Annotated in this window: 24 protein-coding genes; 11 read left to right on the forward strand and 13 right to left on the reverse strand. The window is 35.5% G+C overall.

From position 1 onward, the window contains the following. Nucleotides 1-87: 87 nt before the first annotated feature. From mqnE to FJR03_RS03640, 6 genes are all read left to right on the forward strand, one after another. Nucleotides 88-1,122: an aminofutalosine synthase MqnE gene (gene mqnE / locus FJR03_RS03615; protein WP_226962172.1), complete on the forward strand. Its 1,035-nt coding sequence runs from the start codon at nucleotides 88-90 to the stop codon at nucleotides 1,120-1,122. Further along, the gene (locus FJR03_RS03620; RefSeq protein ID WP_193114295.1) at nucleotides 1,123-1,944 is read left to right on the forward strand and encodes a glycosyltransferase; all 822 of its coding nucleotides are present in this window, start codon (nucleotides 1,123-1,125) and stop codon (nucleotides 1,942-1,944) included. Continuing rightward, nucleotides 1,919-4,021 (forward strand): STT3 domain-containing protein, encoded by a 2,103-nt coding sequence (locus FJR03_RS03625; protein WP_193114296.1) that lies wholly within the window; start codon nucleotides 1,919-1,921, stop codon nucleotides 4,019-4,021. The genes FJR03_RS03620 and FJR03_RS03625 overlap by 26 nt, the downstream gene beginning before the upstream one ends. Nucleotides 4,022-4,037: 16 nt before the next feature. Beyond that, nucleotides 4,038-4,877 carry a UTP--glucose-1-phosphate uridylyltransferase GalU gene (gene galU / locus FJR03_RS03630; RefSeq protein WP_193114297.1) on the forward strand — a complete coding sequence of 280 codons (840 nt, stop codon included), beginning with the start codon at nucleotides 4,038-4,040 and terminating at the stop codon, nucleotides 4,875-4,877. A 1-nt stretch (nucleotide 4,878) separates the two neighbouring features. Continuing rightward, nucleotides 4,879-6,087, forward strand: coding sequence for a glucose-6-phosphate isomerase (locus tag FJR03_RS03635; protein ID WP_193114298.1), 1,209 nt, complete (start codon nucleotides 4,879-4,881; stop codon nucleotides 6,085-6,087). Nucleotides 6,088-6,158: 71 nt separating this feature from the next. Then, on the forward strand, nucleotides 6,159-6,407 hold the full coding sequence (locus FJR03_RS03640; protein ID WP_193114299.1) for a ComEA family DNA-binding protein: 249 nt from the start codon (nucleotides 6,159-6,161) through the stop codon (nucleotides 6,405-6,407). A gap of 34 nt (nucleotides 6,408-6,441) precedes the next feature. On the opposite strand, the gene FJR03_RS03645 is transcribed toward FJR03_RS03640, so the two are convergent. From FJR03_RS03645 to FJR03_RS03705, 13 genes are all read right to left on the reverse strand, one after another. Then, complete coding sequence (locus FJR03_RS03645) at nucleotides 6,442-7,617, reverse strand: glutathionylspermidine synthase family protein (RefSeq protein WP_193114300.1); 1,176 nt, start codon at nucleotides 7,615-7,617, stop codon at nucleotides 6,442-6,444. A gap of 3 nt (nucleotides 7,618-7,620) precedes the next feature. Next, nucleotides 7,621-8,196, reverse strand: a complete 576-nt coding sequence (locus FJR03_RS03650; protein ID WP_193114301.1) for a Cj0371 family chemotaxis-regulating polar lipoprotein — start codon at nucleotides 8,194-8,196, stop codon at nucleotides 7,621-7,623. Continuing rightward, nucleotides 8,196-8,642 (reverse strand): hypothetical protein, encoded by a 447-nt coding sequence (locus FJR03_RS03655; RefSeq protein WP_193114302.1) that lies wholly within the window; start codon nucleotides 8,640-8,642, stop codon nucleotides 8,196-8,198. The genes FJR03_RS03650 and FJR03_RS03655 overlap by 1 nt, the downstream gene beginning before the upstream one ends. Then, nucleotides 8,639-9,112 (reverse strand): Sua5/YciO/YrdC/YwlC family protein, encoded by a 474-nt coding sequence (locus FJR03_RS03660; RefSeq protein WP_193114303.1) that lies wholly within the window; start codon nucleotides 9,110-9,112, stop codon nucleotides 8,639-8,641. The genes FJR03_RS03655 and FJR03_RS03660 overlap by 4 nt, the downstream gene beginning before the upstream one ends. Then, complete coding sequence (gene carB, locus FJR03_RS03665; protein WP_193114304.1) at nucleotides 9,073-12,327, reverse strand: carbamoyl-phosphate synthase large subunit; 3,255 nt, start codon at nucleotides 12,325-12,327, stop codon at nucleotides 9,073-9,075. The genes FJR03_RS03660 and carB overlap by 40 nt, the downstream gene beginning before the upstream one ends. An 84-nt stretch (nucleotides 12,328-12,411) precedes the next feature. Further along, nucleotides 12,412-13,167, reverse strand: a complete 756-nt coding sequence (locus tag FJR03_RS03670; RefSeq protein WP_193114305.1) for a MipA/OmpV family protein — start codon at nucleotides 13,165-13,167, stop codon at nucleotides 12,412-12,414. Beyond that, nucleotides 13,164-13,925, reverse strand: coding sequence for a rod shape-determining protein MreC (gene mreC, locus FJR03_RS03675; protein ID WP_193114306.1), 762 nt, complete (start codon nucleotides 13,923-13,925; stop codon nucleotides 13,164-13,166). Before mreC ends, FJR03_RS03670 begins: the two co-directional genes overlap by 4 nt. After that, the gene (locus tag FJR03_RS03680) at nucleotides 13,918-14,955 is read right to left on the reverse strand and encodes a rod shape-determining protein (protein ID WP_283949395.1); all 1,038 of its coding nucleotides are present in this window, start codon (nucleotides 14,953-14,955) and stop codon (nucleotides 13,918-13,920) included. Before FJR03_RS03680 ends, mreC begins: the two co-directional genes overlap by 8 nt. Nucleotides 14,956-14,964: 9 nt before the next feature. Continuing rightward, nucleotides 14,965-16,212 (reverse strand): ATP-dependent Clp protease ATP-binding subunit ClpX, encoded by a 1,248-nt coding sequence (gene clpX, locus FJR03_RS03685; protein ID WP_193114307.1) that lies wholly within the window; start codon nucleotides 16,210-16,212, stop codon nucleotides 14,965-14,967. 2 nt (nucleotides 16,213-16,214) lie between these two features. Next, on the reverse strand, nucleotides 16,215-16,997 hold the full coding sequence (gene lpxA / locus FJR03_RS03690; protein WP_193114308.1) for an acyl-ACP--UDP-N-acetylglucosamine O-acyltransferase: 783 nt from the start codon (nucleotides 16,995-16,997) through the stop codon (nucleotides 16,215-16,217). Nucleotides 16,998-17,006: 9 nt separating this feature from the next. Continuing rightward, nucleotides 17,007-17,453, reverse strand: coding sequence for a 3-hydroxyacyl-ACP dehydratase FabZ (gene fabZ, locus FJR03_RS03695; RefSeq protein ID WP_193114749.1), 447 nt, complete (start codon nucleotides 17,451-17,453; stop codon nucleotides 17,007-17,009). 52 nt (nucleotides 17,454-17,505) lie between these two features. Further along, nucleotides 17,506-18,588: an epoxyqueuosine reductase QueH gene (locus tag FJR03_RS03700; RefSeq protein WP_193114309.1), complete on the reverse strand. Its 1,083-nt coding sequence runs from the start codon at nucleotides 18,586-18,588 to the stop codon at nucleotides 17,506-17,508. 146 nt (nucleotides 18,589-18,734) lie between these two features. Then, complete coding sequence (locus FJR03_RS03705) at nucleotides 18,735-19,232, reverse strand: peptidylprolyl isomerase (RefSeq protein WP_193114310.1); 498 nt, start codon at nucleotides 19,230-19,232, stop codon at nucleotides 18,735-18,737. A 63-nt stretch (nucleotides 19,233-19,295) separates the two neighbouring features. Here FJR03_RS03705 and FJR03_RS03710 point away from each other — a divergent pair, with 63 nt between their 5' ends. The 5 genes from FJR03_RS03710 (at nucleotide 19,296) to FJR03_RS03730 (ending at nucleotide 24,589) form a co-directional block, all read left to right on the forward strand. Next, nucleotides 19,296-20,510, forward strand: a complete 1,215-nt coding sequence (locus tag FJR03_RS03710; protein ID WP_193114311.1) for a sensor histidine kinase — start codon at nucleotides 19,296-19,298, stop codon at nucleotides 20,508-20,510. Further along, on the forward strand, nucleotides 20,510-21,166 hold the full coding sequence (locus FJR03_RS03715) for a response regulator transcription factor (protein ID WP_193114312.1): 657 nt from the start codon (nucleotides 20,510-20,512) through the stop codon (nucleotides 21,164-21,166). The genes FJR03_RS03710 and FJR03_RS03715 overlap by 1 nt, the downstream gene beginning before the upstream one ends. A gap of 121 nt (nucleotides 21,167-21,287) precedes the next feature. Next, nucleotides 21,288-22,592, forward strand: a complete 1,305-nt coding sequence (locus tag FJR03_RS03720; protein ID WP_193114313.1) for an OprD family outer membrane porin — start codon at nucleotides 21,288-21,290, stop codon at nucleotides 22,590-22,592. A gap of 15 nt (nucleotides 22,593-22,607) precedes the next feature. Next, nucleotides 22,608-22,925, forward strand: a complete 318-nt coding sequence (locus tag FJR03_RS03725; RefSeq protein WP_193114314.1) for a DUF485 domain-containing protein — start codon at nucleotides 22,608-22,610, stop codon at nucleotides 22,923-22,925. Further along, on the forward strand, nucleotides 22,925-24,589 hold the full coding sequence (locus tag FJR03_RS03730; protein ID WP_193114315.1) for a cation acetate symporter: 1,665 nt from the start codon (nucleotides 22,925-22,927) through the stop codon (nucleotides 24,587-24,589). Before FJR03_RS03725 ends, FJR03_RS03730 begins: the two co-directional genes overlap by 1 nt. Nucleotide 24,590: the final 1 nt, after the last annotated feature.

Raw genomic sequence — 24,590 nt, forward strand, 5'->3', positions numbered from 1 at the left:
CGGTCTGAGTCTCACGAGATAGGCTTAAAAGAATAAAAAAATTTTGAAATACACTTGAAGAAAAAGTAGAAAATGGTAAGGAAAAAAATGGATAGAATAGATTTCGATACAGCACTAAAACTTTACGATGAAGATTTGTTTATACTCGGTGAGATGGCAGATAAGAAACGTAAAGAACTTCATGGCAATAAAACATACTTCAATATTAACCGTCATATAAATCCAACAAATATTTGTGCAGATGTATGTAAATTTTGTGCTTATGCCGCAAATAGAAAAAATCCTAACCCTTATACTATGACTCATGAAGAGATTATGGAAATCGTAGACAAGATCGTTGAAGATGGTGTGAAAGAGGTGCATATCGTCTCAGCTCATAATCCGGATACTGGTATAGAGTGGTACCTTGATATTTTTAGAAAGATTAAAGATAAATATCCACAGCTTCATGTAAAAGCATTGACAGCCGCAGAAGTTGACTTTTTATCTCGCCATTATGGTAAAACTTACGATGAGATCTTAGATATGATGGTAGAAGCGGGTGTGGACTCTATGCCTGGTGGTGGAGCCGAGATTTTTGATGAAAAGGTACGCGATTATATCTGTAAAGGGAAAGTAACTTCCGATCAGTGGATTGAAATCCATAAAAAATGGCATGAACGCGGTAAAAAATCAAACGTGACTATGCTGTTCGGTCATGTAGAAAATCGCGAACACAGAATCGATCATATGATGCGTATTCGTGAGCTGCAGGATCAAACAGGTGGATTTAACTGTTTTATTCCGCTTGTATATCAGACTGAAAACAATTATCTGAAAATTGAGCATCCGATCACTGCCGATGAAGTGCTCCGTACTATGGCGATCTCTCGTTTAGTATTAGACAATGTACCGAATTTAAAAGCGTACTGGGTGACTTCAACGGTGAACTTGGCACTTGTTGCTCAAGAGTTTGGTGCAAATGACCTTGACGGTACTATCCAAAAAGAGTCTATTAACTCTGCTGCGGGTGCGAAGAGTGCAAACGGGATTGAGCTTGATGATTTCGTAGGGCTTATTAAAGACAGCGGTTTTACACCGGTTGAGAGAGACAGTATCTATAACGAGATTAAGGTTTGGTAGTTGGATATAACGGTCGTTATTCCAACTTATAACCGCTATAATTTTTTAAAAAGGGCAATAACTTCTGTTCTTGAACAAACATATCAGCCTAAAGAGATTATAGTTGTAGATGATGGCTCTGCCGATGAAACTTCCCAAATAAAGAATGACTTCCCACAAATTAAGTATATCTATCAAAAAAACCAAGGTGTCTCTTCAGCAAGAAATACAGGAATAAAAAATGCAAAGTGTGAATGGATCGCATTTTTAGATTCTGACGATCTCTTTGTGAAAGAAAAATTGCAAAGACAAGTTGATTTTCACAAACAAAATTCTGAAATATTGATGAGTTATACTGATGAGATTTGGATTAGAGATAACCAAGAGATAAAGATTCCTAAAAAATTTCAAAAAATAGGAAAAGATATTTTTACAGAAAACTTGTCTTATTGTAATATTGCTCCATCTTCAGTACTTATTCATGAACAAGTGTTTGAGAAGGTAGGTCTGTTTGATACTTCTTTAGAAGTATGTGAAGATTACGATCTTTGGCTTCGTATTTTATTAGAGTATGAAGTGGTCTTAATTAAGAAAAAACTTATAACAAAATATGCAGGACATGATGATCAGCTGAGCTTTAAACATTGGGGTATGGATAGGTTTAGGATAATCACTTTAGAAAAACTTTTGCAAATAATAAAAACACAAGAAAAAATTGAAAAAATTAAAGAGGAACTTGTAAAAAAGTATGAATTGTTACTCAAAGGTGCTATCAAATATGATAGAATACAAGAGATTTCTACATACAGGGATAAGATTGCAAACATTATCAAAAGAGACTAAGTTAACAATATTTTATATTGTTTTAGCATATATATTCTCAATTGCTATGAGATTTATTTGGGTATATCAGTTTGACGGGTATGAACCGTTTCATTTTAACGGACAGTTTATGATCAATACAAATGACGGTTATTTATGGGCTGAAGGTGCAAGAGATATAGTTGGGGGAACTTATAGAGATGTTGATCAAACCCCTGTTACAGAAGCACCAGCAGTTTTAACTGCATTTTTTGTTAAGATATTGCCATTCTCTTTTGAAAGTATTATTTTTTATCTACCTGTTTTTCTCTCGTCATTAATTGTTATTCCTATTATTTTAATAGCAAAACTACTTAAAAATTTAGAAATGGGGCTAATAGCTGCACTTTTAGCATCGATTGCATGGAGTTACTATAACCGTACAATGGCAGGATATTATGATACCGATATGCTAAATATTGTTCTTCCTATGTTTCTATTATGGTCAATTATTTGGGCTGTAAAGACAGACCAAAATATCTATCTGCTTTTAACCGCCTTAGATATATTAGTGTATAGATGGTGGTATCCTCAAAGCTATTCTTTAGAGTTTGCATTTTTTGGTCTAATCCTTGTATATACACTTGTATTTGATCGAAAAAATATTTTTAACTATAAACTTCTTGCTATTATGATGTTTGCTATGATGGGGCTAGACGGTTATACACGACTTGCTTTAGTATTAATATCGTTTTATATCTTCACACAAGAAAAGTTTGATAAATATGTATATTATATTTTAGCAGCTGCTATTACAACTTTTTTTGTAACAGGGGGATTCAATCCTATATGGGTACAATTAAAAGGATATATTTTTAAAGAGAGTGTGAGTGTAGCAAACAAAGGATTACAACTTCATTTTTTTACTGTTGTACAAACAATTCGAGAAGCAGGACAGATCCCTTTTGAAACATTTGCTAATCGTATAAGCGGTAATGTAATTGTATTTATTGTATCTTTTTTAGGATATGGATATCTGCTTTTTAAACACAGAATTATGCTTCTTTCATTACCGCTTGTAGGACTTGGATTTTTAGCATATGTTGGAGGGCTTAGGTTTACTGTATATGCAGTCCCTGTTTTAGCATTTGGTATAGCATTTTTAATTACTGAACTTGCTGCAAAAATGCCGACAAAAAAATTAAAATATCTCTCTATAGTTGCATTTACATTGGCCATTTTATATCCAAACTATAAACATATAGAGAACTATAAAATTCCAACAGTGTTTAATAGTGCTGAGGTGAAGGTACTAGAGAAGCTAAATAGTTTAACATCTCCAAATGATTATACTGTAGCATGGTGGGATTATGGGTACCCTATAAGATATTATGGAGATACACAGACACTTATTGATGGTGCGAAACATAGTGGCAGTGTGAATTTCCCAGTTAGTTTTATATTAACAAATCCTCAAGATGTGGCTGCAAAGATGGCTCGTTTAGATGTAGAATATACGGAGAAAAAACTTTTAGGTGATAAAAATCAAACACGCTTTTCAAATATTGAACAAATGACAATAGATTATGGATTTAACAATACAAATCTCTTTTTAAGTGAGCTTGAAAAAGATATCAAACTACCAAAGAGAACAACAGATATTTATCTATATTTACCGTTTAGAATGATTAATATCTATCCAACGGTAACTTATTTTTCGAATATTAACTTAATGAACGGTTTACAAGGGCAACATCCTCTTTTTTATTCTAGTAGCAATTTTAAGGATAGTGGAGAGAAACTTTTATTAGGAAAAAATATTTCTTTAAATAAAACAAACTTGACACTTACTTTGGGAAATAAAACCCTACCTATTCGAAGATTTATAAAAACTACATATACTCAAGATAAGAAATTACATGTAGAATCGAAATTGGTTAATTTTACATCAAACATAAGTCTTATTTTTATGGCATCATATAACATGTTTTTAATTGTAGATGAAGCAACATATAACTCTACATTCATACAATTGTTTGTTCTGGAAAACTATGATAAAGAGCTATATGAGATGGTAATTAACACTCCAAGTGCAAAAGTATTTAAACTAAAAATTTAGAAAAAAGGTAGTATATATGAATCAAATAAGAAAGTGTTTATTTCCGGCGGCAGGCTACGGGACAAGATTTTTACCTGCGACAAAAGCGATGCCAAAAGAGATGCTGCCAATCTTGACAAAACCGCTTATTCAGTATGGTGTCGAGGAAGCTATGGAGGCTGGATGTGATGTAATGGCAATTATTACAGGACGTGGTAAACGTGCTATTACAGATCATTTTGATATATCTTATGAATTAGAACATCAGATCAAAGGTTCATCTAAAGAGAAGATGTTGGATGAGATTCGTAACATAATTAAAAATTGTACATTTACATATACTCGTCAAAATGAGATGAAAGGTTTGGGTGATGCAATTTATAAAGGAAATGTACTAGTAGGTTTCCAAAACCCTTTTGCAGTTATTCTTGCAGATGATCTTTGTGTAAATCCTGATGGTGACGGAGTTCTTAAACAGATGGTTGACCTTTACAATAAATATAAGTGTTGCATAGTCGCTACTATGGAGGTACCTAATGAAGAGGTACATAAATATGGTGTTATTGAAGGGAATGAGATTGAAGATGGTGTCTTTATGGTTTCAAATATGGTTGAAAAACCAGATAATGATAAAGCACCTTCAAATCAAGCTGTAATAGGACGCTATATTTTAACACCTGATATTTTTGAGATGATTCAAAATACAAAGCCTGGTAAAAACGGTGAGATACAGATAACAGATGCCCTTTGCGAACAAGCTAAAAAAGGGATGGTTATTGCATATAGATTTAAAGGAAAGAGGTTTGACTGTGGAAGTGTAGAAGGTTTTGTCGAAGCTACTAACTACTTTTACAATAAAGAGAAAGAAGGTCTCTAAGATGCATTATAGACACAATTTTAATCCCACTATATCGGATGAAGAGATTTTTGATAATATATTAGACGAACAAGAATTGATAGGGTATTATTCTCTTCCTCTGCAAGATCCTAGTATTTATAAAGAGTATGCTAAAGGTGTAAAACAAAAAAATATTGTAGTGATTGGGATTGGGGGAAGTACACTCGGTACTTATGCGATCTATAAGTACCTCAAACACTCTAAGGAGCTTACTAAAAAACTCTATTTTTTAGAAACAACCGATCCAATTGACATAGAATCAAAACTAGAAAACGTTGATCTCAACGATACTCTTTTTATTGTTATCTCTAAATCTGGTACTACTATTGAAACTATCTCTATCTTTAAATATATCCATTCACTTGTATCTATCGATAAAAATAACTGTGTTGTAGTTACAGAGCATGACTCAAAACTAAAAACATATGCTGATGCAAACGGGATGAAAAGTTTTGAGATTCCTAAAAATGTAGGTGGCAGATTTTCTGTTTTCTCTGCTGTTGGACTTTTACCATTGGCGATTGTCGGTATCAATATAGACGATCTCTTAAAAGGTGCAAAAATGGTGCACCAATCATTTTTTAACAAAAGAAACTTCTATAAGCGTTTAATTAACAAAGCAAGGTTTTTAGTTGAGTATAAAAACAGTTTTAACGTCAATGTAGTGTTCTCTTACTCATCAAGACTTGAAGGTTTTAACAAGTGGTATATCCAGCTTTGGGGTGAATCTCTAGGAAAAGTAGATATTAATTCCACAAGACAAGGTTTAACACCTATCGGAATTATAGGACCGATAGATCAACACTCATTTTTACAGCTTATTATAGAAGGTAAGCGTGATAAAACGGTAACAGTTATAAAAGTAGAAAATTTTTATAACCATCTAAAAATTCCTCCTGTTAAGCTAGAGGGTTTAGAGGAATTAGATTATATTGATAATTTAGAGTTTTCAAAACTTATTAATAAACAAGCTGATGCAACAATAGAGTCAATAAATAATGTAAATGATATCCCTTGTGATGTGATTACAATAGACGGGATGTGTGAGAGTGCAATTGCAGCTTTAATGTATGAGTATGAACTTTTAACATCATTATGTGCGAAGTTTATGTATATTGATGCTTACAATCAACCGGGTGTTGAGAGTGGAAAAAAGATCTTAAAAGAAAAATTGATAAAAAATATTTAACATAAATAATTATTTTTGTTAAATTTCGTAAATTAAGTTATAATAAACCGATCTTAATTAAAAGGAATGAAATGAAGGTTTTACTTAGTTTACTAGTTATGGTTAGTTTCTTATTTTCGTCTGTTGATATTAACAATGCAGATAAGTCTCAATTGATGCAGTTAAAAGGGATAGGCTCAAAGAAAGCTGATTCAATTATTGCTTATAGAAAAGCTCATTGTTTTACAAATATTAGCGAACTTGAAAAAGTGAAAGGTATTGGTAAAAAGTTTATAGAAAAAAACAAGGACAACATTTCAGTAGGTGCTTGTAAAAAGTAAATACTATCCAGAGAGTTTCTCTGGATTAAGTATATTATTTGATGATATGTCCGACAAATTTTGACATATTGTCAAGTATCTCTCCACCTTTTCTAAAGCTAAGGCCGCATGCCTCATACGCAAAGAATACTCCAGCTTGGTATTTATCCCCTTGAGAGTCTTGAGCGAACTCAACATATTCTTGGTAAACTTTTTTATAGTTCCCATAAGGTCCTTCTGTTTGTGTAATAGCTTCTGTATTACTATCTAAAACTCTTGTATTTGCTCCCTCTCGTCCAAAAACCGGTTTTTCAACCTGTTTAACACCTAATGGTTCAAAAGAGGTTTTTAGAAGATATGGTGAATCAGGGAAAAGGTCACACAATATTTTCATAATCCCTTTTGACTGAAAGATTAGAGTATATGCCGGATTTAATATAATAGCTTCTTGGTTAAGCATAATTGATGTAAGTGTAGTAGCTAATTCCGGTTCATCTATAGCTATATCTTCCCACGGATAGAGTTTAAACCAGTACTCATATTTATTTTCATCTGCATCATAGATACCACTCTCATCAAACTTTACATTTTGAAGGTATTCAAAAGATGTTGCAAACCCTGCATCTGTTGCTATTTGCTGCAGTAGTTTAGTAGTAGCTTCCTCTTCGTCATTCCCCTCTATCGATGAAAAAAGGATCTTCCAACCATCATAAAACTCTTCAAACTTTTCAGGTTCATCAAAAAGTGTAATTAGACGCTTAAAATTCTCTTGTATAGATTCATAGACATTGTTAAACTGCTTTGCTTCATCAAGATTATTTTGTTTTAAAAGGGCCCATTGAATCAGTGCAGTTTCAAACAGTGCAGTTGGAGTGTCAGCATTAAACTCAATTAATTTAATCGGCTTACCGTCAATTCCACCTGCGAGATCAAATCTTCCGTAGATATGCCAATGTACATCATTTTCCCAAGATTTTTTAATAACATCTATTAAATTAAATGGAATACCGAGTTCAAAAAAGAGATCATTTTCAATTACATACTCAGCAGCTTCTACAAACATATCATAGATCTCATTAACAGCTGTATAGTAACTTTCTGCATCTTCTTGAGAAATTGCAACAAGTTTATCACTTACATATTTAGAACCGTCAACATCAGTATGCCAAGAGAAACCAAGCTCTTCTAGGCTTGTATCGTCAAGCGGTTGTACATTTTGAAGTTGTACCATTAATTATCCTCCAAAAAATCCGCCGCTAGTTTTACTATAGCTAGAAGTTTTAGATGATGAACCGAAGAAGCTTTTTTTTGAACTTGACGATTTTGTAGCACTAGATGTTGCTGATCTTGAGTAAGCACTTCTGTTAGCTGTAGCTGCATTTCTTGAAAAGCTTTTGTTATTCATAAGAGCATTACCAATCATATTTCCGAGCAGACTACCCGCTGCAACTGCAAGGATAGTTCCTGCTAAGCCCATTCCTGCACTACCGGCTCCATCTTGAAGTGTTTCACTTGTACCGTTTTGTACTTTATTATATTCTTGTTCAGCAAGTGCTTTCATTTCAGCTTCATTCATAAAGCGCTCTGTAACATTTCCATTTTCATTACGTTCGCGTATAATTGCACGAGATGGACCATCTGTCGGCATCTCCTCTACAACTATATATTTTCCGTTAGTTTGTTGTTCAATTACTAAAAATTTATTTTGTGCTTGTTCTTGTTGTTGTGAACATCCACTAAGGACACTCATCATAAGTATTCCGGCACTTCCAAGTGCCACACCGCCGGCCAAAGATGAAATATGTTTCATTAAATTTTTCCTTTTATTTTGTTTTTGTTTAAGATAATTATTTTATTGAGCTCTTTATCAAAAAATGTAACTTTCTCTCTTCCGTTGTAAAGAATATCTCCATGGTATGAAAACCTTGATGTTTGTAGTGTTACATCCTCTTTTGCCAATAAAAATGTTCCTACACTTTTACCGATAGGTGCAATCAAAGTTGAAAAACTCAGTACAAATAAAAAACCGACACTGTATAAAGCAAGTTTTATATTTGTATAAAGCGTGATATAGCCGATAATAAGGCTAAAAAGAAAAAAAAGTATTGCACTTTGATTGTCTGCAAAAAGTATATTGTAATATAGATCAATTTCATAATAATCTATGTAATTAAGTTTTATTCCTAAGAAGAGGAAAAAGTCTAAAATAAATGTAAAAAACATTCCAGATAACAAAGCTTGCAATAGTTTACTCATCTTAATCTCTTTATTTTTTTATTGTTGATACGTAACAGTTTAGAGGCTGTTTTTTCCTCTAAAGAGTTTCGATCTTCTATTATTATATCAGCTTTTGCTTGACAAAATTCCCGATCAAAGTTTTTCCCGCTCTCATTTGCAGAAGTGGAAAATGTCCAAGTGAGTTGTCGCAAAATATTTGAATTTAGAGGATAAGAAGCGACTCTAAACGCCTCATTTTTTACAATAAAAGTAGTCTGTTTTGCTAAGCGAACCAACTTTTTTTGTTTTTTTGGAACCCGTTTTCCATCTTTCTTGAGACTCTCTAAAGAGTTGTAGACTTTTATAAAGGGTTTATTATTTGGGCGTGATTTGATATGAGCGAGTCGATTAGAATCTTGAGATAACAAACCGACGGTAGTGTCGGTTTGTGTCAGTATAACTTTTGTATTTAAACTAAAAAGTCTTGAAGCGCTGTTGCTTTTGACCATGAATCATCTTTCATTTCGTCAAGTGCAAGTACTGCAGCACGAGCAGCACTTAAAGTTGTGAAATACGGGATATTTCTTTTAAGAACTTCTTGACGAATTACAACTGCATCTTTTTTACTTGTGTTATTATCTGAAGTGTTGATAGCCATTGCAATTTCATCATTTTTCATAGCATCTTCGATGTTAGGACGACCCTCAGAAATTTTTAGAACTACTTCACACTCAACTCCCGCTTCTTCAAGAACTTGTTGAGTCCCTTTAGTAGCTACGAGTTTAAAGCCATGGCGAACAAGCCCTTTTGCAATCTCAGCACCCTGTTTTTTATCTGCATCTACAAAAGATAAGAAACATGTCCCCTGAGTCGGGATTTTATTTCCTGCACTTAATTGTGCTTTTGCAAATGAGATACCGAAGTTAGAACTAATTCCCATAACCTCACCAGTTGATTTCATCTCTGGAGAAAGAACTAAGTCTGCACCGTAAAGTTTATGGAATGGGAATACCGCTTCTTTAACAGAGATATGCCCTTTAAGTTTTGGTCTAAGAAGTCCGTTTGCTTCTTCAACAATGTTGTATTTGTCATAGTAGTTAAGTGAGTTTCTTAAAGTCTCACCCATCATTACACGAGTTGCTACTTTTGCAAGTGGCATACCAGTCGCTTTAGATACAAACGGAACTGTACGAGAAGCTCTAGGATTTACTTCAATTAAGTAAATTTCACCTTCGTAGATAGCGTACTGAACATTCATCAGTCCACACACACCAAGTCCAAGTGCGATTGTTTTTGTTTGCGCTTCAACTTTCTCGATCATTTCCTCTGATAAATTTACAGGTGGTAAAGAACAAGCAGAGTCTCCAGAGTGGATACCAGCTTCTTCAATGTGTTGCATTACAGAACCGATATAAACTTCTTTACCGTCAGAGATACAGTCAACATCTAACTCAATTGCTTGATCTAAGAACTTGTCAATTAGAACCGGAGCTTCATTTGAAACTGAAATAGCTAATTCCATATATTCGTTTAATTCAGCTTCAGAATAAACTATTTTCATACCACGACCACCGAGAACGAATGATGGACGAACAAGAACTGGATAACCAATTTTTTCAGCAATTGCAGGTGCTTGCTCTTTTGCACTAGCTAAACCGTTAGCAGGTTGTTTAAGACCGTGTTTGGTTACAAAGTCAGAGAACTGTTCTCTATCTTCAGCCAAGTCAATTACAGCCGAAGGTGTACCAGAGATTTTTGCACCGATTTTTGTAAGACCATCAGCAAGTTTAAGTGGTGTTTGTCCACCGAAGTGTACAATAATACCATCTGGATTCTCATGCTCAATAACTTCTCTAACGTGTTCAAAATCAATTGGCTCAAAGTAAAGTACATCTGATGTATCATAGTCAGTTGAAACTGTTTCAGGATTACAGTTGTACATAATTGTTTCAATATCCATCTCTTTAAGAGCAAATGCAGCGTGAACACAACAGTAGTCAAACTCGATACCTTGACCGATTCTGTTTGGTCCACCACCAAGGATAAGTACTTTTTTCTTATCTGATTTTCTTGTAGTTGCAGGCAGTTTTGTAATGTTTGTTGTCGAATAAAGATACGGTGTTAATGCTTCAAATTCAGCTGCACAAGTATCAACTTCATTGTATTCTTGTCTAATACCAAGTTTTTTTCTTGCTTCAAATACATCGTTTTCACTAACTTTGTTATCAGTGTTTTGAGAAACTAGTTGAGCAATTCTTTTGTCTGAGAAACCGTCAACTTTAGCGATTCTCATAGCCTCTTCTTCAAAAAGAACTTTATCAGTCATAGTTTTTTCAGACTCAATCAGTTCTTGAAGTTGGTATAAGAACCATGGATCAATCGCACAAGTATCAAACATCTCTTCAACACTCATACCGCGACGGAAACCTTCTGCAACGTAAAGAATTCTGTCTGCATTTGGACGACGGATTTCATGTTTAACAAAATCATCGTCAGCATCAATAGGATCAAAACCGCATAGTCCAGTTTCTAGTGAACAAAGTGCTTTTTGTAAAGATTCTTTAAATGTACGACCGATTGCCATAGCTTCACCAACAGACTTCATTGAAGTTGAAAGTGTACTTTGTGCTTCTGGGAATTTCTCGAACGTAAAACGTGGTACTTTTGTTACAACGTAGTCAATTACTGGCTCAAATGCTGCCGGAGTACCTGTAATGTCATTTGTGATCTCATCTAGTGTAAAACCAACTGCAAGAAGTGTTGCCACTTTTGCGATCGGATAACCAGTTGCTTTTGAAGCAAGTGCTGATGAACGAGATACACGAGGGTTCATTTCAATTACGATCATACGACCAGTTTTAGGGTCAATTGAGAACTGAACGTTTGAACCACCTGTATCAACACCGATCTCACGTAAAATAGCGAAAGAAGCATCACGCATTCTTTGGTACTCTTTATCTGTAAGTGTAAGTGCAGGTGCTACCGTGATACTATCACCTGTGTGTACACCCATTGGATCGAAGTTTTCGATTGAACATACGATGATACAGTTGTCCGCTTTGTCACGGATAACTTCCATCTCATACTCTTTCCAACCAAGCATAGATTCCATAATTTCGATCTCATTGATTGGAGATGCTGAAATACCTTCTTGAGCAAGCTTCTCAAACTCTTCCATATTGTATGCTACACCTGAACCACCACCGGCAAGTGTAAATGAAGCTCTAGAGATTACAGGAAATCCAATCTCTTTAGCTACTTCAATTGCTTCTTCAACACTGTAAGCATTTTTACTTTTTGGTAAATCCATACCAATTTTAATCATAGCTTCATTAAAAAGGTGTCTATCCTCACCTTTACTGATCGCTTTAGGGTCTGCACCTAAAAATTCTACACCCTCAAGCATCCCTTTTTCATACATACTCATTGCAACGTTAAGCGCAGTTTGTCCACCCATAGTAGGCAGTACTGCATCAACATTCTCATCTTTGATGATTTTTGCGATGATATCTTCTTTGATTGGTTCAATGTATGTTCTATCTGCGAACTCAGGGTCAGTCATAATAGTTGCTGGATTTGAGTTGATCAGTACTACACGATACCCAAGCTCTTTAAGAGTCTTAACTGCTTGTGTTCCAGAGTAGTCAAACTCACAAGCCTGACCGATAATGATCGGTCCAGATCCTATAAGTAAAATAGTTTTAATGTCGGTGCGTTTTGGCATTCTTTAACCCCATAAAATAGTCTATATAAAATTTAGAGATTATAGCCAATATGCACTTAATATTTGATGAACTGGTTTGAAGTTTTAGTACTCAAAGTTGTATAAAATAGATGCGAGACCTGAATAGATGTAATTTTCTGCCACAAGAGGTGAGTTTTTGGCACTTTTTGGAAGGAGATCGTATCTGAAGTTAAAAAGTGCGGAAAAGTTTTTTGCGATAGGAAATCCAATGTAAGTTTGAACACCAAATTCGAAACCATTTCCAGCTTTATATGCAGGTCTGTTTAATGATAAATTTACTTCATTCTCTTTTACACCGTAATAGTAATCTACAAATTTATCACTCATATATAACATTACAATACTCGGATAAAAGTTGATATTTGCTACAGAGTATTTTGTCCCGATCTCTGTTCTGTTAACCCAAGATTTATTGTATCCGAGTAGGTCATGAAGAAGCATGTTTTCTATATAAGTGTCTTTATATTTAGCACTAAATGCCAAACCGCCCTCAATAGTGCTTTTTCTCTCATCCATCCCTGAGAGGATCTCAGAATCGCTTGGTTTATATCCTAGAGTTCTCGGCTGTGCAGTGAGTGAAAATGCCCATTTAAAATCTTCACCTTTATCACCTAAAAAGTAGATACCTGCTCTTGACCATCTTACATAAAAGAGTGAGTTGTCAAAGAAAATAACAGGTGAGGGTAAAATAATATTTGATGTACTTTTATATGGTTGTGACTGTACATAAGGACCAAAGCCGATACTTACATTCTGTTTTTCTTTTTCAGCAAAAAGTATATTTACAAATAAAAGTAAGCCTAAGAAGAGGTGTCTCATTTTACAACCTTGATCATATAAAAATAGTTTGGTTCATTTGGATCGTAATATGGGTCAATAATTGCAGTTTGATACCCTTCAGATTGGTTGATAGAGATAACTTTTCCAACTTTAAGACCTTTGAAAAATATGTTATCAAGTCCTGATGTTACAACTTCATCCCCCTCATTGATAATAAACCATGCAGGGATGAAATTTACTACTATATATTCATCATTATTTCCATGTGCAATACCTGGAGCTTTTACATCTCCGATATAGACTGAGTAAGCACTTTTTATATCATTATTTAAAAGTGCTAAAGGCTTAGAATCATGCTCAATGACGATTCCTGCAACCATCTCTTTATAAGTAAGCCCATAGATCTTAGAACTGTTATAATCCTCAACATCCAACCATAAACGGTTAAGATTCCCAAGTTTTTGGTAAGAGATACTACGCACAAGTTGTACTTGTGGATTTACACTCATATTAAAGTCATTTGCTTTATAAAGGTCATCGATCTCCGATGCAAGTTCCTGCATAACGAGATGGTTGTTCTCATATTGTTGCAGTTGCTCTTTTAACTCATCAATCGTATCCGCTTGAAAAAAGTGTCTGTCTATACTATTATCGATGTAAGAGATTGTATTGTGGTAAGATGTTTTAATAAAGTTGAGTGAACTAATAAAAGGTTTTTGAACAGTTGAAGAGTAGTTTAATGCACCCACAAAGAGTGCAATAAGTATGAAAAAATATACAATCGAAGATTTATTCATTCTCAAATAGTTCTTGGAGGATATCGATCTCTTCTAATGCGCGACCAGTTCCGCGAGCAACTGCTAAAAGTGGCTCATCTGCTACAAAAACAGGAATTTTTACAATATCTGAAAGATATTTGTCTAGTTGACGGATAAGTGCTCCACCACCTGTTAAGATAATACCGTGATTTACAATGTCACCTGCAAGGTCCGGAGGCATGATTTCAAGGACATCACGAAGTGCTTCTGCAATCTCTTTAAGAGGCTCTTTCATAGCATCTCTTGCATCGTCAGATGTAAGTTCTACTGAGCTTAAAAGCCCTTCAACTTGGTCACGACCGTTGATGATCATTGAAAGTGGTTCATCTAAAGTAACCGCTGTACCGATAGTGATTTTAATCTCTTCAGCTACACGCTCACCGATAAGTAAGTTGTACTTTTTTCTTACGTAGTTGATGATCCCTTGATCGATTTTATCACCTGCAGTACGGATTGACTTAGAAAGTACAAGACCACCTAGTGAAACAACACCGATTTCAGTAGTACCGCCACCGATGTCAACAACTAAGTTACCTTGCGGTTCACGAATGTCAACACCTGCACCGATTGCTGCAGCCATTGGCTCTTCAATCAGGTAAACTTCTCTAGCACCTGCACTCATAGCAGATTCACGTACAGCTTTTCTCTCAACCTGAGTAAGTCCGTACGGTACACAGATAATGATACGTGGAGAGATAAGTGAACTTCTTCCGTGAGCTTTTTCGATAAACTTTCTGATCATCTTTTCAGTCATATCGAAGTCTGCAATAACACCGTCACGCATAGGGCGGATAGCTCTGATGTTCCCCGGAGTTTTACCAACCATCTCTTTTGCTTCATGTCCAACAGCTAAAACTCTGCTTTGTCCATATTTCTCAGATTTTACAGCAACAACTGAAGGCTCATTAATAATAATACCTCTTCCCTTTGCTATAACGATAGTATTTGCAGTTCCTAAGTCGATTGAAAGATCGTTTGAAAAAAGCCCAATAAATTTGTTAAAAATCATTCTCTTACCTTATGCTGATATTTCTGTTGTTTTTTTGATATATGCCGGTTGTTCACCGTTTTCGATAACTTCTTTAGTTACAAGTACTTCATACCCGCTATATTCAGGAAGTTCGTACATGATATCGATCATAGCCTCTTCTAAAATGGCACGAAGACCGCGAGCACCTGTTTTACGTTTGATCGCTTTTTGTGCAATAGCGCGAAGAGCATCATCTTCAAAGTTAAGTTCAACATTATCGATTGAGAAAAGTTTTATATATTGTTTAATAAGTGAGTTTTTAGGCTCAGTTAAAATACGAACCATATCATCTTCACTGATCTCATTTAACGATGCAATAATTGGAAGACGACCTATAAGTTCAGGAATTAGTCCGTATTGAACTAGATCGTCAGGTTCCACCATATCAAAAGTTGGTTTTTTCTCATCTTTTGTTTTTTTATCGTGTCCAAAACCGAGTACATTCTCACCTTGTTTACGTTTGAGTATCTCTTCAAGTCCATCAAATGCACCACCACAAATAAAGAGGATATTTGACGTATCCACTGCTGTAAACTCTTGGTTTGGATGTTTTCTACCACCTTTTGGCGGAATGTTTACAGATGAACCTTCGATGATTTTAAGAAGTGCTTGTTGTACACCTTCACCAGAAACATCACGAGTAATCGAACGGTTTTCACTCATACGTGAAACTTTATCTATCTCATCTAAAAAGATGATCCCTTTTTGAGCACGTTCAACATCGCCGTCTGCTGCTTGGATTAGTTTAGTTAAGATATTTTCAACATCTTCACCAACATAACCTGCTTCTGTTAAACTTGTAGCATCAGCGATAGCAATAGGAACATTTAAAACTCTGGCAATTGTTTGTGCCATTAATGTTTTACCGCTACCTGTCGGTCCAATAAGCAAGATGTTTGATTTTGCGATTTCAGTATCGTCATCTTCAACATTTGTTGTTTTGAAGATTCTTTTATAGTGGTTGTAAACGGCTACACTTAAAAGTTTACGTGCACGCTCTTGACCAATGATGTAATCACCTAAGAAGTTATCTAACTCTTTTGGTGTCATTAGTTTTTCTACAGCCTCTACAAGCTCTTCACTTTGTTCATGCTCTAGAGACTCTTTTTCATCACCGAACATTATTTTATATGCAGAGATTACACAGTTTTTACAGATATATACACCGTTTCCGGCAATAAGTGGATTTGTTTCACTCTCACTTGCATCACAAAAGCTACAATGTCTATGAATCATAATTAATTTTTCCTTTCGAATGGAATACCACGTTTTGTTTTGATAACAAAGTTACATAGATCTGTAACATAATGGTTCTCTGTACTTTCAAGTAATTCACTTGCAGTGTCTTTTAACGGTTTCCCAGATTCAAAAAGTTCACGATATGCAGATTTAAGTGCATTAATATCATCACGTTCAATATGGCGACGAAGACCTGTAAGGTTTAGTCCTCTTAAACTTGCACGATTCCCTTCAGCCATACAAAATGGAGGTACATCTTGTGCAAGTGCTGATGCTCCGCCAACCATTGCATAGTCACCTATGTGAACAAACTGATGGATAGGTGTCATACCGCCAACTACTACATAGTCACCTAACTCTACGTGGCCAGCTAATGTTGCAGCATTTGCCAAGATACAGTGGTTACCAATGATTACATCGTGACCAAGGTGTACATACCCCATAAAAAGGTTATGGTTTCCAATGATAGTTTTACCACCGCCACCTTTTGTCCCCGGATTGAAAAGTGTAAACTCTCTAATTGTATTGTTATCACCGATGATTAGTTCAACATCTTCACCTTCGAACTTTAAATCTTGAGGGATTGAACCGATAACAGCGTGTGAAAAAATCTCATTGTTTTTTCCAATTGTCGTTTTACCATAGATACAAGCACCTTGTGCTATTTTTGTACCATCTCCGATTACAGCTTCGCTAGATACGTGGCAAAATGGTCCAATCTCAACATTTTCACCGATAACTGCACCATCTTCGATGATTGCTAGTTTGGAAATATTACTCAATTTTTAACCTTATTTATCTACGATCATAGCTTTTAGTTCAGCTTCACTTGTTAACTTACCATCAACATAAGCTTCACCTTTTAGTAACCAGATAGCACCTTTGTGTTTGATAACAGAGATTCTGTATTCAAGTCTGTCACCAGGTTTTACAGGGTTTCTAAATTTTGCTTTATCGATACTCATGAAGTAAACAACTTTGTTTTTTACTTCCTCTTCACTTAAATCGTCCATACTTTTGAAAGCTAAAACACCGCCTGCTTGTGCCATACCTTCTAGGATCATAACACCTGGGTAGATCGGGTGACCAGGAAAGTGTCCTTCAAATACCGGTTCAGAAATAGATACGTTTTTGTAACCTACAAGTGATTCGTTTTTTACGATCTCTGTAATTCTGTCAACAAGTAAGAAAGGGTAACGGTGAGGTAATATGTTTTGAATCTCTACAACATCCATAATCATAGTTTTATAGCCTTAGATAATAATTTTGGATATTTTACCTAAAAATTCATTATAAAATTATTATCTTTTCTTTTGTGTCCTCATAAGTTGTCGCATCAAGTTGTATGGTGAGTTTTGTATCGGGGATGTTTTCAACCACTATGATAGGACTCAGATCGTAGTCGGTATTGTTTATTTCTTTTCTAAAAGTTAACTCTTGTTCATACGATAAAGGGTTGTAGATAAGCTCTTTTACACTTTTATAGTTAGTAGAATTTTGCTTATTGAAAAACTCCAAAGTGATTAGTTTTATCTCTTCACGGTTAAAGTAGTGGATGTTGTGAGCTGCAAACTCTATGCGCCCTTGTGCTTTTTTTCTAGGAAGTGTAGAGTAGGAGAGGGCATAAGCATCAAGAACATCTTTTTTACCACTGATAAGCTTGAAGTTGAACTGTCTATAGTTTAAAAACTTTTGTTTGATGATTTTATATTCTATACTTTTGTCTTCGAGTTCGTTACGGTAACTGTACATCTCTAAGCGCTCTTCGATCGAAGCAGGCAGAGTTTGTCCCGAAATTGGAGAGAACATCTCATCCATCAGTTTGTCTTGTTGCTCTCTTTGCATTGTTAAACCAAAAAGACAACCGCAGTAGTCTTGACGATAAAGCTGTTCCTCTTTTGTCACGCGGGATTGATCCTGCGTACCGCCTCCGCTTCTGTAATCTACGGCAATAAATTCAACACCGTGTTTTTCATGAAAATCATCGCCTACACGTTTGAGCTGTTCTTGGGATTTTAGCGGGCTGACAAGTAAAGTTGTAGTGATCTTTTTTTCGCCGAGTTCAAGCGCTTTTTTTGCACTTGTGATGAAGCGTTTGTCAAAACATACCTCACAACGGGCACCTTTTTCAGGCTCTTTTTCTAGTCCGCGTACAGCATCGATCCAGTTTTCAAAGTCGTATTCACCTTCAAGCAGATCGATGCCAAGCTTTTTACATGAACGCTGAACATCAAGGTAGCGCAGCTGATACTCTGAATATGGATGGATGTTAGGATCGTAAAAAAAACCGGTTAACTTTTCCTCCGGGAAATCATGTTGGAGCTTCTCTAAGAAAAAGTGAGAGTCAACCGAACAGCAGATATGAACTAGCATTATTACCTTTCAAACTATTTATGAAATTATAGTTGAAATCTTATAATAAAGAAAGATGATGAATTGTTTTAAAAAATATTTTAAGTAGAAAATTATTAAGAGGAGAAAAATGGAGCTATAAAAGCCCCATTAAAAAGAAGTAAAGCTTACGCTCTTTCTTTGAAGATCTCAATTGAGTTGATCTCGTCTTGCATACGAATATCGTCAAGAACAGACATAGATGCAGTGTCATCTTCTTCGATACCACCGAACACAGTGTGAACACCGTCTAAGTGTGGACAAGGAACGAAACAGATAAAGAACTGGCTACCACCTGTGTTTGGTCCAGCGTGAGCCATAGATAATGTTCCTTTTACGTGTTTGTGAGTGTTTTTGTCAGTTTCACAAGCGATAGCCCAGTCAGGTCCACCTGTACCAGTTCCGTGTGGACATCCACCTTGTGCCATGAAACCTGGAATAACTCTGTGGAAGTTTAAGTTGTTGTAAAAACCTGTACTTGCTAAGTGTGCAAAGTTTGCAACAGTGTTTGGTGTCTCTTCTGGGTAAAGTTTGATCCAGATATCACCTTTATTTGTAGATACTTTTGCCCATTGGAACTCATTAACGTTTGTTAAGTCGTACTCTTTTAGTTGTCTTCCGAACATATTATTGCCTTTTTATTTTTTTGAAATTATAGTGAAAGTTGATAAATTTTGTATAATTCTTTTATGAAAGAACTATTAATTAAGTTTCAGAACTACCTGATACTTCGCTTTAATGCCATAACAATTCGTCAAGCAAATATTATTACAACTCTGGTTATATTGCTTTTTACAATTGTATTTGCATATTTGCTGATCAAAGAAAATTACCACGATTACGAAAAAACACTTTCAAAACAACACCACGATCAAGTTGTGGGAATAGAACAAGAATACAACTATGAACTGGCTCAAGAGAAGTTAAAATCACTTTTGATCAAAAATACCTTGGCAATTGCAACCCTCGCTTTTATACTTTTTGCGATCATGCTGGGATTTTATAAAATTTTTAACACCTTGCTGCAACGCGATATGGAATCGTTTCTGGCATTTTTTAAAGATGCCGCACATACCGATCAGGTGCTTAATCCCAATACGATTCTTTTTAAAGAGTTTAAAACAATGGGAACGCATGTGAATGAGATGGTAGATACTATCAATGAACAAAAGAGATCACTTAAAGAGCTAAATCTGAACCTTGAAGATAAAGTAAAAGCAAAAACGCAAGACTTAGAACGCATCCTAAATGCACAAAAAGAGTTCTTACGTTACACGGTACATGAAACAAATACGCCACTTAGTGTTATACTTACATCTTTAGAACTTTATGAGATGGAACATGAGAAAGACAGACACCTCTCTAAAGTGGAAGCAGCGGCAAAAAATATCTTTAATATCTATGATGATCTGAGTTATCTGGTAAAAAAAGAGCATGTTGATTATCCGAAAGCTTCGATCGACATAAATAAGTTTGTAAAAAGCAGGGTAGAGTTCTTTACCGAAGTCGCACACCTATCCAAAGTTTCATTTTCATTCGTGAGTGAAGTGGAAGATGTGTATATCTTTTTTAATAAGACAAAACTGCAACGTATTATAGATAACTCTATTACAAATGCGATCAAGTATACTTTTCAAAACGAGGTTGTCGATATAAAACTTACTAAAACGATTCAGTATGTGGAGTTTTCTATAGGCAGTCATTCTCAACCTATAAAAGATGTAGATAAGATCTTTGATGAGTATTACAGAGAAGAGAACAAAAGTATAGCAAGTGAAAAAGGGTTTGGAATAGGTTTGAGGCTGGTGAAAAATATATGTGATGAAGAGGGAGTTGAGATCGTAATTGATTCAAACGAAAAACAAAATACTTTTAAGTTCAGATTTAAAGTGATGGGTGAATAATGAAAATACTCTTATTAGAAGATGAGGTGATGTTAAATGAATCTATCTGTGAGTATTTAGAATCATTCGGTCATGTCGTAGAGCCTTTTTTTGACGGACAGGAAGCATTTGATGCTATGCAGAAAAACAGCTATGACCTTTTCATCCTAGATATTAACGTCCCTCAAATTGACGGACTCACTATTCTTGAACAGTTACATGCTTTAAAGATTCATGTCCCTACTATCTATATAAGTGCACTGGTAGATATAGAAGATATATCCCGTGCATACAACTTAGGGTGTTACGATTATCTTAAAAAACCTTTCCATCTAAAAGAATTAGCACTGAGAATTGATAGAATAGTTGCAACATCCAAAACACCGAATGTACATCTTGTACTTTCGAAAAACTATAGTTACGATCAGAAACACAAAACGTTGTTTTTTCAACAAGAACCGCAAACACTTACAAAGAAACAAACTCAGATTATCGATCTACTGGCGAGAAACAGGGGCTTGGTAGTGGACTTTGAACAGTTTCAAGAGTATGTTTGGAGTGATACAATAGTTGACAATGCTACGATTCGTGCCGAGGTAAACAGACTAAAAAAGATTCTTAAAGAGGATATAGTCACAAATGTTCGCGGTATGGGTTACATGATCGAAAAAAACTAGTTACTTTTTTACACACCTACAAAAACAAAACCAAAAATCTCCCAATATTTTCCTTTTGCTACGTTCATGCTATTTTTCTTCTTTAGCATTAGAGTTGAATAGTTTAACGGGGAGAAACTAAATGAAAAAAGTAGTAACAACATCACTTGTAAGTCTTGGACTTCTTTCAAGTGTAAGTTTAGATGCGGCTGAGAATCTTAGCACTATGTTTTCTGAGGGGAAAGCAAGGGGACAGATTCGTATGTTTGCAATCGATCGTGATTATGTAAATAAAGATTTACATCGTAGTGGTCTATCTTTAGGTGGACATCTAAAGTATGAAACAGCTGATTATACAGGATTAAGTTTCGGTGCAGCATTTTATACAGTAAATAGACTAGATACATGGACAGATGTTGCAGAACCAGCTATATTTGGTCCTAATGATGGTAGTTATGACCTTTTAGGTGAAGCATATTTACAATATACTCGTGGAAATACTACATTTAAAGGTGGTCGTCAAAAACTTGATACTCCTTTAGCTGGCAGTGATGATGCTAGAACATTACCAAACTTGTTTGAAGCATATATTGTTACAAATACAGATATTAAAGATACTACAATCGTAGCTGGACATATTACAAAGTTTGCTCAGGGTACATTTGGTCGTGTATATGATGCATCGGCAGACGAAGCAAATGCACTTTTAGCTGTAACGGCAGGTTACTCAGCTGTAGATACGCGTAACCAAGCTGGTAGTTTTGTAAATATGGGTACATATGCTATCGATGAAAAAACTGCAGGTGTAACTGTAGCTGCAGCTGTTTATACAGGTGTTGAAAACCTTAAAGTACAAGTATGGGATTACTATGCTCATGATATTTTAAATGCTATCTATGCTGATGCTAATTATGGTGTGAAACTTGATGGTTATTCTCCATATGTTGCAGCACAGTTTATTAGAGAAGATGCTATAGGCGATAAACTACTTGGTGAAGTTTCATCTATGTATGGTGCTGCAAAAGCCGGTGTTAAATTCGGTGGATTTAATGTATATGCTGCATATTCACAAACAACAGAATCCAATGGTAATGCATTACTAAAATCTATTATCACTCCATGGGGTGGTATGCCTGCTTATACACAAGGTATGGTAACTCGTCACCAATTTTTAGCTGGAACAAAAGCGACAAAAGTTGCTGGAACATATAGTTTTAAAGATATGGGTGTAAATTTATCAACAACTGCATACTATGCATCTTTTGATATGGATGACAATAGTGGATACGGTACTGCACGTACAGCTACTGAAAGCGGTTTTGATGCTATTTACTATCCAGAAGCAGTGAAAAACCTTCAGTTACGTTTACGTGGAAACTTTCCAAGAGATTTTATAGGTACTGTTGGTTGGAATGAATATAGATTTATAGTAAACTATAATTTCTAGAAAAAAGGAGAGAAGATGAATAAAGAATTAATTGAACAGATTAAGTCTAATCCGGACTACCAAACATTGGTAAAGAAAAGAACATCTTTTGCAATCGTTTTAACAATTGTAATGTTAATAGTTTACTTTGCATTTATTTTAACAATAGCATTTGAACCGTCATTACTTGGACAACCGTTAAGTAGTGATAGCGTAACAACTATCGGTATTCCTGTTGGAATCACTGTAATTGTGATTGCATTTATACTTACAGGTATTTACACAGTAAGAGCAAACGGTGAGTTTGATGAACTTGCAAACAGAGTGAAAAACTCTGTTAAAGGGGATAAGTAATGAATAGAGCTTTTTTATTTTTAATTTTAGGGTCTATCGCTGTATTTGCAAGCGGTGCAATTGAAGGTGAGGTAGCAAAACAAGGTTTAAATGTTTCTGCAATCGTAATGTTCTTAATCTTTGTAAGTGGTACTTTAGGTATTACTTACTGGGCTGCTAAACGTACAAAATCTGCAAAAGATTTCTATACTGCAGGTGGTGGAATTACTGGTTTTCAAAACGGTATGGCGATCGCGGGTGACTATATGTCAGCGGCATCTTTCCTAGGGATTTCAGGTCTTGTTTACTTAAAAGGATACGATGGACTTATCTACTCTATCGGTTTTTTAGTTGGTTGGCCAATCATCCTTTTCTTAATTGCTGAGCCTTTAAGAAATCTTGGTAAATATACGTTTGCAGACGTTGCGTCGTACAGATTACGTCAAACACCTATCCGTACATTGGCGGCATTTGGTTCAATTGCAACAGTTATTCTTTACCTGATCGCACAAATGGTTGGTTCTGGAAAGTTAATTCAGCTTTTATTCGGTCTTAACTATGAAGTAGCGGTAATTCTTGTTGGTGTACTAATGGTACTTTACGTAACATTCGGTGGTATGCTTGCAACTACTTGGGTACAGATCATTAAAGCGTTCCTATTATTATCTGGTGCTACATTTATGGCAATCGCTGTTATGGCACATTACGATTTCTCATTTGGTTCGTTATTTGCAAAAGCTGTTGAAGTAAAAGGTGAGGCTATTATGAGTCCGGGTGGTCTTGTAAGTGATCCTATTTCAGCTATTTCACTTGCGATCGCATTAATGTTTGGTACAGCTGGTTTACCACATATCTTAATGAGATTTTTTACTGTAAGTGATGCAAAAGAAGCACGTAAATCTGTTTTCTTTGCAACTGGATTTATTGGATATTTCTATATTCTTACGTTCATCATCGGTTTCGGTGCGATTGTAATGGTATTCCAAAATCCACAATATTTAGATTTAGCAAAACAAGCGATCTCTGGTGGAAGCCCGATCCTTGGCGGTAACAACATGGCGGCAATTCACTTAAGTCATGCGGTAGGCGGAGATTTCTTCTTAGGATTTATCTCGGCAGTTGCATTCGCTACTATCTTAGCGGTTGTTTCAGGTTTAACACTTGCAGGTGCTTCGGCAATTTCACACGACCTTTACGCATCTGTGTTTAAAAAAGGTGAAGTTGATTCTATGAAAGAGATGAGAGTTTCTAAAATTGCAACTATCGTTCTTGGAATCGTAGCTATCATTATGGGTATCGCGTTTGAGAAACAAAACATCGCATTCGTTGTGGGTCTTGCTTTTGCTATTGCAGCATCGGCTAACTTCCCTGTACTTTTCCTTTCAATGTACTGGAGAAAATTAACAACTCGCGGTGCGGTAATCGGTGGTAGTTTAGGTCTTGCTACGGCAGTTATCCTAGTTATCCTTGGTCCGATTGTTTGGGTACAAATCTTAGGAAATGCAGAAGCAATTTTCCCATATAAATATCCGGCACTTTTCTCAGTGTTAGTATCGTTTGTTGGTATCTGGTTCTTCTCAATCACAGATAATTCTGAAAATGCGAAAAATGAACAAGAGATGTTCGAAGCGCAATATATTAGAAGCCAAACTGGAATTGGTGCAGAGGGTGCAGTAGAGCATTAAA

It is taken from the genome of Sulfurimonas marina (assembly GCF_014905095.1).
Taxonomy (GTDB): domain Bacteria; phylum Campylobacterota; class Campylobacteria; order Campylobacterales; family Sulfurimonadaceae; genus Sulfurimonas; species Sulfurimonas marina.

Excerpts from the sequence above, each read along its gene's own strand:
- mqnE (WP_226962172.1), top strand. The coding sequence starts at position 88 with ATGGATAGAATAGATTTCGATACAGCACTAAAACTTTACGATGAAGAT.
- galU (WP_193114297.1), top strand. The coding sequence starts at position 4,038 with ATGAATCAAATAAGAAAGTGTTTATTTCCGGCGGCAGGCTACGGGACA.
- FJR03_RS03635 (WP_193114298.1), top strand. The coding sequence starts at position 4,879 with ATGCATTATAGACACAATTTTAATCCCACTATATCGGATGAAGAGATT.
- FJR03_RS03640 (WP_193114299.1), top strand. The coding sequence starts at position 6,159 with ATGAAGGTTTTACTTAGTTTACTAGTTATGGTTAGTTTCTTATTTTCG.
- FJR03_RS03645 (WP_193114300.1), bottom strand. The coding sequence starts at position 7,617 with ATGGTACAACTTCAAAATGTACAACCGCTTGACGATACAAGCCTAGAA.
- FJR03_RS03650 (WP_193114301.1), bottom strand. The coding sequence starts at position 8,196 with ATGAAACATATTTCATCTTTGGCCGGCGGTGTGGCACTTGGAAGTGCC.
- FJR03_RS03655 (WP_193114302.1), bottom strand. The coding sequence starts at position 8,642 with ATGAGTAAACTATTGCAAGCTTTGTTATCTGGAATGTTTTTTACATTT.
- FJR03_RS03660 (WP_193114303.1), bottom strand. The coding sequence starts at position 9,112 with ATGGTCAAAAGCAACAGCGCTTCAAGACTTTTTAGTTTAAATACAAAA.
- carB (WP_193114304.1), bottom strand. The coding sequence starts at position 12,327 with ATGCCAAAACGCACCGACATTAAAACTATTTTACTTATAGGATCTGGA.
- FJR03_RS03670 (WP_193114305.1), bottom strand. The coding sequence starts at position 13,167 with ATGAGACACCTCTTCTTAGGCTTACTTTTATTTGTAAATATACTTTTT.
- mreC (WP_193114306.1), bottom strand. The coding sequence starts at position 13,925 with ATGAATAAATCTTCGATTGTATATTTTTTCATACTTATTGCACTCTTT.
- FJR03_RS03680 (WP_283949395.1), bottom strand. The coding sequence starts at position 14,955 with ATGATTTTTAACAAATTTATTGGGCTTTTTTCAAACGATCTTTCAATC.
- clpX (WP_193114307.1), bottom strand. The coding sequence starts at position 16,212 with ATGATTCATAGACATTGTAGCTTTTGTGATGCAAGTGAGAGTGAAACA.
- FJR03_RS03700 (WP_193114309.1), bottom strand. The coding sequence starts at position 18,588 with ATGCTAGTTCATATCTGCTGTTCGGTTGACTCTCACTTTTTCTTAGAG.
- FJR03_RS03705 (WP_193114310.1), bottom strand. The coding sequence starts at position 19,232 with ATGTTCGGAAGACAACTAAAAGAGTACGACTTAACAAACGTTAATGAG.
- FJR03_RS03710 (WP_193114311.1), top strand. The coding sequence starts at position 19,296 with ATGAAAGAACTATTAATTAAGTTTCAGAACTACCTGATACTTCGCTTT.
- FJR03_RS03715 (WP_193114312.1), top strand. The coding sequence starts at position 20,510 with ATGAAAATACTCTTATTAGAAGATGAGGTGATGTTAAATGAATCTATC.
- FJR03_RS03720 (WP_193114313.1), top strand. The coding sequence starts at position 21,288 with ATGAAAAAAGTAGTAACAACATCACTTGTAAGTCTTGGACTTCTTTCA.
- FJR03_RS03725 (WP_193114314.1), top strand. The coding sequence starts at position 22,608 with ATGAATAAAGAATTAATTGAACAGATTAAGTCTAATCCGGACTACCAA.
- FJR03_RS03730 (WP_193114315.1), top strand. The coding sequence starts at position 22,925 with ATGAATAGAGCTTTTTTATTTTTAATTTTAGGGTCTATCGCTGTATTT.